The organism is Dolomitihabitans soli (genome assembly GCF_022213955.1).
In the GTDB taxonomy this organism is placed as follows: Bacteria; Actinomycetota; Actinomycetes; order Streptosporangiales; family Streptosporangiaceae; genus Streptosporangium_A; species Streptosporangium_A soli.
On sequence record NZ_JAKNTW010000060.1, the window covers coordinates 1 to 11,508 of the forward strand.

The window sequence follows — 11,508 nt, forward strand, 5'->3', positions numbered from 1 at the left end:
GGCGTAGCGGGCGTCCTTGGTGAGGTACCACTGCAGGGCGTGCGTGTAGGCCGCATTGGCGTCCTCGCGTTCGTCCGAGCAGCCATTGTCGGGAATGGAATTCCCGCCGCAGTTCACGTCGGCGCGGGGCTTGGCCGTGTAGGACAGCGAGGCGTAGGAGTGGCGTTGCAGTTTCCTCCAGGCGGCTCGCCACGGCTCCTTGTCCAGGTTGGCTCTGACGAAGTCGAGCTGAGCGCGACTGACCAGGACCCCAGGATGCTTGAACACAGCAGCCTGCGCGGGTTGCGGGACAGCTAGCGCGGCGGCCACGAGCATTGCGGCTGCAACAGGACGAGCGAGACGCACGGGATTCCTTTCAAAGGGAGCTGGCCGGACAGAGAACGGCGTAGCTGGGGCTTACGGGTGGTCGGAGTCAGACGGCCTTGGAGGTGACGAAGACGTTCGGGGCGGGCTTTCCAGCGGGTAGCCGGCGTTCGTGGCCCCTGACTCCTGGGCCAAGCTCATGAGCGCCTTGGCCATGGCATCCCGGCGCTGGCACGCGGCGCGCCGGAACGACGCATGGAGCAGGTGCACCACGCCGATCCGCGACCACGGCTTGCCGCCAGAACGGCTCGATGGCCTGGGGCAGCCCCTTCGGGCCATCGCAGACCACCGAGCGCCCAGGACGCGACGCGGCGCGCGATCTCACGCATGCTTGTAAATCACTCTCTCCCTGTGACGGCGGAAGCGGCAGTCCTGCGGAGCGCTAAGACCGACCGTGCCGATTAGAGGAGCGCCGACCCCGGTTCGTTCTTCACCTTGCTCGTGCGCCTCTGCGGACGCGGAGCGATGATAGTTCGGCCTGGTATGTCGCCGGTATGTCGTCGATTTCGCGCAGCGCGTGGACCAATGGCTGGTGGCGCGCCTGCCGGCGAGCAACCCTGCCGCGGCGAGGATGAGAGATCCGGTGCACACTGACGACATCCGCGCTGGGCCCTCAGCGGGCAATCGATGCACCGCGTCTTTAACTGGGCGATACGGGTGCCACTGGCTTGTGGCCGCCCCACGACGACGGTGTGCCCGGCCGGGCAGGTCACCTTGCCGGTGGCGGTGTCGATGTGGAAGTCGTCGATGGTGAAACCGCCGGGAATGGCCTGCCGTAACCGCGGAGGCTTGATGACCAGGGTGTGCCCGGCGGCCTGTAACCCCTGGCGCGCCTGGCCGGTGCCGTAGGCCTGCCACCAACTCCAGCCCGAGGCTTCAAAGCCCTTTCAGGAGCAAGTAGCTAGCCACTCCAGATCCGCGCGTAGGCGGCGCGATAGCCCGAGGGCTCCCACGACGTGGTGTCGCCCACGTTCCTGGTCGTGGTCAGGTGCACCAGCGCGACGTAGCCACTCGGGGGCTGACCGGCGAACGCGCGGTTGAACTCGTCGACGATCTGGCTGCCCTGTGCGTTCAACGGCTCGGGAACGGTCGCCGCCTGGAACTGCCGGTCGCGGATTCGCTGGAACGCCGACGGGTCGCCGTCACCGGCGCCGATCGAGAAGGGGGCCTCATCGCCCTGTTTGCCCGCAGCGCGCAGTGCCGCCGCCGCGTCGGCGAAGTAGAGATCGTTGATGGCGGCCGAGTGGGTCCATCGATCACCGAAGCGCGACAGGAGCGAGGAGACCGCCTGCGGCGTGCGACTGCCCGCGTCCGGTAGCGGGATGTTCTCGTAGGAGAGCAGCTTGACACTGGAGCAGCTCATGAGGGTCTTCTTGATCAATTGCGACTTGTTCTCCGCGAAGGGGATCGACGAGTCGGTGAAGATGACGACCCCGGCGTTCCCGTTCGACCTGGCGATGATCCAGTACGCGCTGATCCTCGCGACGTCCTCCACTCGGGTGGTGACGTTGGTGAAGAGTTTCGGGTTCGCGCTGGGCCCGGGCGACCTGGTCGCGTGCCACCCGACGAGCGGGATGTGCGCGTCATCGGCCTGCTTGACCTGATCAGCCACGGAGTTCGGGTCGAACCCGCCGATGACGATCCCCGACGGGCGGAGGGCGATGGCCTGGCCGAAGGCCTCCTGTATACCGAAGGGAGTGCCCTGGCCGTCGATCACCCGGACGTTCCATCCGATGGACCGTCCGGCCTCCTCCACGCCCTTGGCCGCGCCGGCCACACCGGGATTGGTCATGGTCGCCGCGACGAACACGATGCTCTTCCCGGAAACCGCTCGTGGTCCGCTCGTTGGACCGTCCCAAGGGGCGTCGACCTTCTCGGCCCGTGCGAGGGCCTGCTTCGCCGTGTTCAGGACAGCGGGGCACGCGCTCGCTAGGGGGGCGTGATCCGGCGTCGAGCTGGACGAGCCGCGTGAGCAACCGCCGGCCACCAGGGCGGCCACCACGGCGGGCACCGCCAGCGTCGTCGCGGTGCGCGAGAGGCGGTTACGGGTGGGGTTCACGCACGGCTCCTTCATTCGGCGGGTGGGATGGGCGATGATGGCGGGTTTTCAGGCGGCGTGGCCATGGCGGACTCGACTGATGTCTCCCCTGACGGAGGTGGTGGCGTGTGGTGTGGTGCGGCCAGACCCGCGCGTAGGCGACGCCGTGCCGAGTAGCCGGCCAGTCCGACCGCGATGAGCAGAGTGACACCGTTGAACAGCGGCGTCACCCAGAAGTCCGCCCCCAGTTGACCGATGCCCGACAGGCCGATCGCGAGGATGGAGACGGCGACGACGGTGCCGAGAGGGTTGGCCCGCCCGGGTTTGATCGCGGTGGAGCCAAGCAGGGCGGCGACGAACGCCGGCAGCAGGAAGTCGAGTCCGACGCTCGGATTGCCGATCTGCTGACGAGCGGCGAGCAAGACGCCCGCGAAGCCGGTGACCAGCCCGGAGCCCGTGAAGGCGTAGATGATGTACCGGCGGGTCGGGATCCCGACGAGGTCGGCGGTTCGCGGGTTCGAGCCGATGACGTAGAGGTAGCGGCCGATGGGAAGGCGCTCGAGCACAAGCCAGAGCCCCGCTGTGAGCACCAGGACGTAGAACCCAGATGTCGGCAGGCCGAGGAGCTTCGAGTCGGCCATGCCGGTGAAGGCCTCCGAAAGGCCCTGCGGGCCGGGAACGATCCGGGCGCCCTTGGTCACCCAGCCCGTGATGGCGTACAGGACGCTGCCGGTACCAAGGGTGGCGATGAAAGAGTCGATCCGGGCGAACTCGACGAGAAAGCCGTTGATCACGCCGGTGAGGGCTCCGCCGACGAGCACGCCGAGGCAGGCAAGAGGCCATGGCCAGCCGGCGACGACGATGAGTTGCAACGTCATGACGTGCCAGAGGCCCAGGCCATAGCCGATGGACAGGTCGAACTTTCCCGTGACGATGGGGATCATCGCACCCAGCGCGAGGATCGCGGTCAGCGAATGAGTCGACAGGATCGACGTCATGTTGGCCATCGTGGGAAAGGTGTCCGGCAGGGCGAGCGCGAACACGACGAACAGGACGCCCGCCAGCGCGAGCAGTCCGTAACTGCCGATGAGATGGCCGACGGTGGACCGCCGTCGGAAGGGGAGCCCCGCGGTCATCAGCGGTTCGTCCCAGTGACAGGGGGCGCGGCCGATGCGGCGTGGGTGAGCCCGGTGACCGTGAGGGCATCACCGGCCAACTCGGCGGTCACGATCCCCCGTACGAGGACAAGGGCGCGATCACACACGTTCACGACCTCTTCGAAGTCGGAGGAGATGAGAATGGCGGTCAGGCCACTCGCCAGGGCGTCGTCGAGGAGCCCGTAGATCTCGGGTTTGGCGCCGACATCGACACTGGCCGTCGGCTCCTCAAGGATCAGGAGACGACGGTTCGTCCCGAGCCAACGACCGATCATGACCTTTTGCTGGTTCCCTCCCGACAGGGTGGCGAGAGGTGCCTCAGTGTCCGCCGGGTGGACGCCGAAGCACGCGACGAGCGCCGCCGCTTCGGCGCGCTCCCGTCGCGGCCGGGTCCAGCTCAGCGGCGACCGGCCGTGTGCCCGGGGATTCGCCAGGAAGTTCTCCCGGACGCTGAGGTCAGGGGCGGCGCCCTCCTCCTGCCGGTCACTCGTCACGAGACCGACACCCGCATCGACGGCCGCAGACACCGACCTGGGGTGATACGGCTGCCCGTCAAGCAGCACGCGGCCGGCGAGAACGGGTCCTGAGCCGGCCAGAGCACGGCCGAGATCCACGTGGCCGGCACCTGTGAGGCCGATAAGGCCGACCACCTCGCCGGCCCGCAGTTCGAGGCTGATCGGGCCGGCCTGCCCGGCATGTACGGCAGCGAGGCTCAGCACCACCTCTCCCGTGTCGTGAACCTGGCGCCGGTGGATCGTCGGCTCGCGCCCGACGATGTCACGCACGAGGCGGGCGGGATGACGGCCGGTGAGAGACCCCTGGCCGACGAGGCGTCCATCACGCAGGACCGCGACTCTGTCGGCGATCTCATACACCTCGTCGAGCCGGTGGCTCACGTACACGATCCCGTGACCCCGGTCACGTAGCGCGCGGAGCACCTTGAACAGGCGGGCGCAGTCGGCTGCGGGTAGGCTCGCGGTCGGCTCGTCGAGGACGATGATCTCCGCTTCGGTGGCCAGGGCGCGGGCGATGGCGACGAGTGACCGCTGTGCGCGCGTGAGATTGACGATCTGCTCATCCGGGTCGAGGTGGCCCGCGACCATCTGGAGGGCTTCCGCGCAGCGGTCGCGCACCCGACGCCAGGAGATGAGACCGCCGCGCCGGCGATAGCCGGTGCCGAGGGCGATGTTCTCGGCGACGGTCATCCACTCGACGAGACCGAGGTCCTGGTGAATGAACGACATGGCGCGGAAGGCGGCCTGGCTTCCCAGGGGATGGCCAGCCACCACCACTTCGCCTTCGTCGGCGTGATACACGCCGGCCAGGATCTTGATCAGCGTGGACTTGCCGGCGCCGTTCTGTCCGAGCAGCGCGAGGATGCCGCCGCGGTGGACTTCGAGATCCACTCCTTCCAGCGCGGAAGTGCCGCCGAACCGCTTGCACAACCCTCGGATCCGGACAAGCGGATCAGAGGGAGTGTGTGATCCCGGACTCGCGAGATCGTGAGTGGAGGCATCGTACACAGGCCCCTCCGCGGGGCTCAATCGCCCGGCCGGCAAGCTCCACCGGTTCGTCCAATATCTGGCTCATCGTACAAAACTGATGGTCAAGAGCTCGCCACCTCGTTGCTCCAAGCGCATGACCTGCCGCGGTAAGGATCACATCCGTTGCGTGCGGAGGAGCTTCGGGTCACTGTCCACCCGTCTGCTGTCGTGAACCCCAGACGCTGGCGATCTGCGATCTGGAGGTGAAACTCAGTTTGCGCAGAATGTTCTCGACATGGCCTTCGGCGGTGCGCTGCGCGATCACCAGGGTCTGCGCGATCTGCCGGTTGCTCAACCCTTGCGCGACGAGCTCGGCGATCTCCCGTTCCCTGCGGGTGAGGACGGACGCGACGTCGGATTCCGGCTGAAGGCTTTCGATGTCCCTCGCGGGCTTCTCCTCGAGCGCATAGGCGACGGCCTGGTCGAGCGTGAGCTCCGCGCCACGCTCGAAAGCCGCGGTGAACGCCCCGTCACGGAGGTTTTGTCGTAGCTGGGCCTCGCATCGGTCATGGAAGCATGCCAGATGCCCGAGACCGGCCAGCGACGTGCCGATTGACCGCCACACCATGTGGGCGGCGCCCAGCAGCTGGGCGGCGCGTTCGCCCTGCTTCTCATCCGCCGTGATCCATGCGTACACCTCGAGGCATTGGGCGATACCCAGATGGTCGTTGCAACGCAGCTTCAACCGCATCGCGTCCCGCATCATGGTGAGGGCAGTCTCCGGATCGCCGCGCCGCCACCGGTCGAGGGCCGCGACCCACAGCGCGTACGAGACGGACCACTCCGCGTTCTCACGCCGGGAATCCTCCAGAGCCTCCTCGCAGAGCGCCGTGGACCGGGGGTCGTCCATGAGAACGGCGGCCATGGTCAGTTGGAGGAGGGCGACCCACGCATGGCCCCGGTGGCCGAGGACGCGGCGACGGGCCAGGGCCTCCTCCAGGAGAGTGAAGGCTCGTGCGAAGTCTCCGGTGAGCAGCGCGGCGAAGCCGGTGATGTGAACCACGCCGGCGAGTTGAGCCGCGTCATTCAGCTGCTTCGACAACACGTTGCACTCTCGCAGCAGCGGTTCTGCGGCGAGGGCGTCGCCCCGCAACAGCACGAGCCACGCGTCGACCCACAAGGCCTTGGCCCGCGCGACGCTGGGACCGGTCTCCTGCGCCAGCGCCCGCTCCAGCCAATGGTGCCCTTCGCTCGGGGAACTCCACGAGAGCCGGTGGCTCCACATCGCAGCGGCGATCTCGAGGGCGGCCCACGCCTCGCCCGGCTCGCGCAGGCAGAATTCCAGCGCCGCCCGCACGTTGGCCTGCTCCCGACGGATCCGGACGAGCCATTCCATCTGATGCTCGCCGAACCACTCAGCCTCCATCCGCGCGGCCAGGTCGCGGCACCAGTCGCGGTGCCGCAGCCGAAGCACCGTCTCCTGGCCGCTTTCGACGAGCCGTTCCCATCCGTACTGGCGGAGTGTCTCCAGCATCTCGAAACGTACGCCGGAGTCCTGCCCCTTCCGCAGCAGGATCGACTTGTCCACCAGCTCTGTCACCACTTCGAGGACGTCTTCCGGGGCGATCCCGTCCCCGGAGCACACCTCTTCGGCCGCTTCCAGATCGAAGCCGCCGCAGAAGACCGACAACCGTGCCCACATCGTCCGTTCCTGGGGCGAGCACAGGTCATGGCTCCAGTCCACGAGCGCCCGCAACGTCTGCTGGCGCGGCACCGCGGACGTGCTTCCTCTCGTCAGCAATCGGAACCGATCGTTCAGCCGATCGAGGATCTGTCCCACGGACAAGGCCCGCATTCGCCCCGCCGCGAGCTCGATGGCCAGCGGAATCCCGTCCAGTCGCCAGCACAACTGCGCCACCGTCACGCTATTGGCGGCATCGACAGTGAAATCCGGTACGACGGCCGCTACTCGGTCCGCGAACAGGCTCACCGCCTCGTACCGTGGATCGTGATCCGCGAACACCGCCTCGGCCCGCTCCGGTACCGTCAACGGCGGCACGTCCAGGAGGTGCTCGCCCGACACGTGGAGCGGCTGCCGGCTGGTCGCCAGGATTCGCAGCTCAGGCGCCAGGCCGAGAAGCTTGCTGGCCAGGCTGGCGCACTCGTCCAGCAGGTGCTCACAGTTGTCCAGCACCAAGAGCAACCGCTTGCGCTGCAGGTGCTCGGAGAGAGCGGCCACGTCCGGCTGGTGGCAGCCGAGCGTTTCGGCGACCGTTTCGGCGAGCAACTCTCCCGCCGCCAGCGGAGCCAGGTCGATCAGCCATCCCCCGTCAGGGAACTCCCGTGACATCGTCGCGGCCACCCGCAGTGCCAGCCGGGTCTTGCCCACTCCGCCGACACCGGTGAACGTCACCATCCGCCCAGCCAAGAGCAAGCGCTTGGCCGCGGTCAGCTCTTGCCGACGACCAACGAAACTCGTCAACTCAGCTGGCAGGTTCCCCGTTCGCCGCTGCGTCATCGCCGCCATCTCCCATGACACCTTCAGACTAGCTCATCCCGAGCTGGCGATCTTCACGAGTTTTGTGTGCGCGATCATTGCCCCATGCGGCTCTGACCTGTGAAAACAGGACCCTGGTCGAACGGGGAGAGGCGGCGTTTCGCGAGCGAGAGGGATACCTACGTACGTGGAAGCAGGTACCCATACGGGGGGATATCCCGTTCCGAGCCCGTTGTTCCAAGCGCATGCTGGTTTCATCGGTAAGAACAGCAAGGATTCCAGGGAACGAACTATGTGCCAGCACCGGCCTTCATGCCCATCCGCATACGCCCAAGGCCACGAGACCGCCCGCCTGGTGGCCTTCCACCCGGAACAGGGATGGGGACTGCTCTGCAACGGCGTGGTGGTCTTCGACGACACCGGCGAGCTTCTGCCCGACGGACGCAGCGTCGCCGTCCACCGTGACCACTACGGATGTGCGGCATGAACCAGTGCACCGTGCCCGCCGTCATGGGCGTGAACACCCTTTGGCCGAACGACTCGCCGGACACGAACGAGTGCGGGGACGGCCGCACCCGGGTCTGGGACTGGCTCAGGGCCTTCGTACAGCGCTTGGAGGAGCGCTTGGAGGAGCTCACCGTCGGTCCCGTCCAGGCGATGTGCGAACAGATCGGCTCCTGGTCGCTGCCATCGGAGGTGTCCTCGGTGCCCTGGGCACGACGTCTCGCCCGTACCCAGCTGGCCGCATGGGGGCTCGCTGACCTGGTCGAGGTCACCGAACTGCTGGTGAGCGAGCTGGTCACCAACGCGTTGAGCCACGCGAGGGGACCGTACCGGCTCACCCTCTCCGCCGCCGACGGCCTGCTGCGCTGCGAGGTCGAGGACGCGGACACCACGCTGCCCCACCTCCAGCACGCCCGCCCGGACGACGAGCACGGCCGCGGAATGGATCTGCTCGACCTGCTGGCCTGCTGCTGGGGCAGCGAGCTCACGCCTGAGGGGAAAACCGTCTGGTTCGAACTCGGCGCCCAGGTCCACGCCTGACAGGTGAGGCTGAACATGTCCGAATATCCGACGACCAGGTCATCCTTCGATCGCATGGATGACCGCGCGCTCCATGCCGAGCCTCGTCCCGTCGCGGAAGGCCCTCGTGAACGCCCGGCTCCCCAGCGCGTGGCGGGCCTGCTCCGCGCAGTGCTCATGCCATTTCGCGTGGTACCACAGCCGGGTTGGTGAGGCATCCGCCGCCTGCCACAACGCGTGCGCCGCGCCCAGCATCCGGGCGGCCCGTTCATGGTCTTCTCGCGCACCGGCCGCCCACGCCAATACCTCCAGGCATTGTGTGAGACACCACCGGTCGTTGATCTCTCCCGCGAACTCGGCGGCCGCGCGCACCAGCGCCTCGGCCCGACGGCGGTCACCCAGGTTCCACACCGCGATGCCGAGCGCCAACTGGGCATACCCACGGGTCACCAGCGCATGATGCGCCTCGCACAGCGTCAGGAGTTCCTCGCCGAACACCGCGGCCAGGCCGGGGTTCTCGATCGAACCGTAGGCCGCCGCGTAGTACAGGGTGTGGGCGATGTCGTCGACGTCGCGGGCGGACCGGTACAGGGCGAGCGACTCCTGTAGGAGCGCGAGGCCGCGCTGGGCGTCACCGGTGGAGAACGCGGCGACCCCGGAGGTTCGGATGGCGAACGGCAGGACCGCCGCATCTTCCAGCTGTCCCACGATGAGGTGGCATTCGGCCAGCCTTGGCATCGCCGCCGCCAGATCGCCCTGGCGAAGAGCGAGCATGCTGTTCACCCAGAGCGCCGTCGCCCGGGCACTGCTCGCTTCCCCCACCAACTCCAGGCCGCGCTCCAGCCAGTAGCGGCCCTCGGTGGGTGAACCGGCGAGCAGCCAGAAGGACCACATCGTCGACGCGGTGCGCAGTTCATCGGTTGCCGTACGCGGCTCACGCAGGCACAGTTCGAGCGCGACGCGCACATTGGGAAGTTCCCGTTGCAGGCGCCGGTATCGCTCAAGCTGGTCCGGGACCATCCGGTCGATCTGATGGTTCTCCACCAGCTCCCGGAAGTGGTCGATGTAACGCCGGCGCACCACCTCGCCGTCGGAGGACGCCAGTTGCTCGCCACCGTACGCGCGGATGCTCTCCAGCATGCGGTACCTGAGCCCGGTGGCCTCCCGCCGCTCGCTGACCAGAACTGACTTGTTCACGAGCCCGGACACCAGATCGAGCACCTCGGCACGGTCGATCCCCTCACCGGCGCACACGGCCTCGGCGGTGTCCAGGTCGAACCCGCCAGGGAAGATCGACAGTCGGGCCCACAGCCGCTGCTCCGCCGGTGAGCACAGACGGAAACTCCAGTCCATGGTCGCCCGCAGTGTCTGATGGCGCGGCAACGCGACAGGGCTCCCGGTCGACAGCACCCCGCAGCACTTCTCCAGCTCGCGCGTCAGCTGTTCCAGCGACATGGTGCGCAGTCGCACCGCGGCCAGCTCGATCGCCAGCGGAATTCCCTCCAGGCGCTGGGCCAACCGCGCCACGCACGCCGCGTTGCTTGTGTCGAGGGTGAAGTCAGGCCACACACTCGCTGCCCGCTCCACGAACAGGCGTACCGCCTCATGCCGGGCGATGTCGCGAGTCGAGCCGCCGGGGTCCGGCACGGACAACGATGGAACCGCCAGCACCTGCTCGCCGTACACCCCGAGCGTCTGCCTGCTGGTCGCCAGGACCCGCAGCCGGGAAGCGCCGCGCAGCAGGCGGTCCACGAAGCAGGCGCAGTCCTGGAGCAGATGCTCGCAGTTGTCCAGGACCAGCAGCATCCGCTTGTCCGACAGGAAGTCCACCAGCACGGTCATGGGGTCGGGCCCCGTGTCGTGCAGACCGAGCGCCGCGGCGACGGTCGGTTCCAGCAGGTCACCGGCCTCCAGGGTGGCCAGCTCGACCACCTCGACGCCGTCCTTGTATGCGCTCCCAAGAGTCTCCGCGACCTTGAGCGCCAGCCGGGTCTTGCCGACCCCGCCCGTGCCGGTCAAGGTCAGCAACCGCGCCTGTGACAGCACCCTCCTGGCCGCGGAGAGTTCGCGTCTGCGCCCGACAAAGCTCGACACGTCCATTGTGGGACCGGCCATGGTCGTATGATCGTGCGCTGTCCGGGTCACAGGAGACTCCCGGGCGGACGCCCGCACACACTCGCGACGTTCGATGTCACCGCAGTCATGAGATGTTCCACCGGTTCGGAGCCTGAAGGTCACCATGCCACCACGACCGAGCCGACAACCCCAGGTTATGCCTGGACCGTTCCCGCCGCACCTGTCCCGTCCATCCCCACCCATAAACCGACAGATGCCGGTAGGGGTGATCAGCGAGCCGATGAGGACCAGCGCAGGATGGCGTTCGGCGGTAACGCGGGAATCTCGGCCCACAGACGCTCAGGGTGCCGCTAATGGACGCGCTGGCCGGCATCGTGCGCGTTTCACGCCTTCGCGCAGACCGCGGTACATGGTTTGGAGGTCGTCGAAGGGCCTCTGGCCGATGGGGGTCAGCGTCACGTTGCGGTTGTTGCGTTCGAACAGGGTGGCACCGATGCGGCGTTCCTGCTTTGAGATGTTCCGAAGCTCTACGCATGCCCCGTTCATTGTTCAGCGAGACGCCAAGTGTTTGACCACCTCACTGCTGGTAGAGCTCGCCGTCGGCCAGATCTGGGCCGGAGCGGTGACCCAGCAGCATGCGCGGATCCTCAGCCGGATAGGCGCCCATCATGTCGTGCTGCCTCAGCAGCAGGCAGGGCATCCCCTCGCCGCCGGACTCAGCCGCCGGCTCACCCGTGGGAGCACTCGCCGCTGAGCGGAGACGGGTGCTCGACCGGTTGCCGATGCGACGACTCCTCAGCCATGGTCAAACCGGCGATGGCGATGACCCGGGCCACAGAGCCGTACGCGCCTGTGAGCCGGAACTCGACA

9 protein-coding genes are annotated in these 11,508 nt (G+C 67.6%); 2 read left to right on the plus strand and 7 right to left on the minus strand.

What is annotated here, in order from left to right; genetic code table 11:
- The 5 genes from MBA17_RS48710 to MBA17_RS48735 all read right to left on the minus strand — a co-directional run.
- Positions 1 to 267 (minus strand): hypothetical protein (locus MBA17_RS48710; RefSeq protein WP_238505783.1); only part of this gene is annotated, 267 nt, incomplete at its 3' end.
- Between the two features lie 997 nt (positions 268 to 1,264).
- Positions 1,265 to 2,422, minus strand: a complete 1,158-nt coding sequence (locus MBA17_RS48720) for a substrate-binding domain-containing protein (RefSeq protein ID WP_238505784.1) — start codon at positions 2,420 to 2,422, stop codon at positions 1,265 to 1,267.
- 11 nt (positions 2,423 to 2,433) lie between these two features.
- The gene (locus MBA17_RS48725; RefSeq protein ID WP_238505785.1) at positions 2,434 to 3,537 is read right to left on the minus strand and encodes an ABC transporter permease; all 1,104 of its coding nucleotides are present in this window, start codon (positions 3,535 to 3,537) and stop codon (positions 2,434 to 2,436) included.
- Positions 3,537 to 4,964, minus strand: coding sequence for a sugar ABC transporter ATP-binding protein (locus MBA17_RS48730; RefSeq protein WP_238505786.1), 1,428 nt, complete (start codon positions 4,962 to 4,964; stop codon positions 3,537 to 3,539). The genes MBA17_RS48725 and MBA17_RS48730 overlap by 1 nt, the downstream gene beginning before the upstream one ends.
- A 283-nt stretch (positions 4,965 to 5,247) precedes the next feature.
- On the minus strand, positions 5,248 to 7,569 hold the full coding sequence (locus tag MBA17_RS48735) for an ATP-binding protein (protein ID WP_238505787.1): 2,322 nt from the start codon (positions 7,567 to 7,569) through the stop codon (positions 5,248 to 5,250).
- 262 nt (positions 7,570 to 7,831) lie between these two features.
- Between MBA17_RS48735 and MBA17_RS48740 the strand changes: the two genes are divergently transcribed.
- Positions 7,832 to 8,026 (plus strand): DUF5999 family protein, encoded by a 195-nt coding sequence (locus MBA17_RS48740; protein ID WP_238505788.1) that lies wholly within the window; start codon positions 7,832 to 7,834, stop codon positions 8,024 to 8,026.
- The gene (locus MBA17_RS48745) at positions 8,023 to 8,583 is read left to right on the plus strand and encodes an ATP-binding protein (protein ID WP_238505789.1); all 561 of its coding nucleotides are present in this window, start codon (positions 8,023 to 8,025) and stop codon (positions 8,581 to 8,583) included. Before MBA17_RS48740 ends, MBA17_RS48745 begins: the two co-directional genes overlap by 4 nt.
- 39 nt (positions 8,584 to 8,622) lie before the next feature.
- Here MBA17_RS48745 and MBA17_RS48750 read toward each other — a convergent pair whose 3' ends face one another.
- Both MBA17_RS48750 and MBA17_RS50900 read right to left on the minus strand, forming a co-directional pair.
- Positions 8,623 to 10,677 (minus strand): ATP-binding protein, encoded by a 2,055-nt coding sequence (locus MBA17_RS48750; protein ID WP_238505790.1) that lies wholly within the window; start codon positions 10,675 to 10,677, stop codon positions 8,623 to 8,625.
- A gap of 538 nt (positions 10,678 to 11,215) precedes the next feature.
- A complete protein-coding gene (locus MBA17_RS50900) occupies positions 11,216 to 11,338 on the minus strand; it encodes a hypothetical protein (protein ID WP_455432997.1) in 123 nt (40 codons plus the stop codon).
- Positions 11,339 to 11,508 lie beyond the last annotated feature (170 nt).

What these genes read in the sequence shown, in the direction of transcription:
- MBA17_RS48725 (WP_238505785.1), bottom strand. Translation starts at nt 3,537, where the DNA reads ATGACCGCGGGGCTCCCCTTCCGACGGCGGTCCACCGTCGGCCATCTC.
- MBA17_RS48735 (WP_238505787.1), bottom strand. Translation starts at nt 7,569, where the DNA reads ATGGCGGCGATGACGCAGCGGCGAACGGGGAACCTGCCAGCTGAGTTG.
- MBA17_RS48740 (WP_238505788.1), top strand. Translation starts at nt 7,832, where the DNA reads ATGTGCCAGCACCGGCCTTCATGCCCATCCGCATACGCCCAAGGCCAC.
- MBA17_RS48745 (WP_238505789.1), top strand. Translation starts at nt 8,023, where the DNA reads ATGAACCAGTGCACCGTGCCCGCCGTCATGGGCGTGAACACCCTTTGG.
- MBA17_RS48750 (WP_238505790.1), bottom strand. Translation starts at nt 10,677, where the DNA reads ATGGCCGGTCCCACAATGGACGTGTCGAGCTTTGTCGGGCGCAGACGC.
- MBA17_RS50900 (WP_455432997.1), bottom strand. Translation starts at nt 11,338, where the DNA reads ATGCCCTGCCTGCTGCTGAGGCAGCACGACATGATGGGCGCCTATCCG.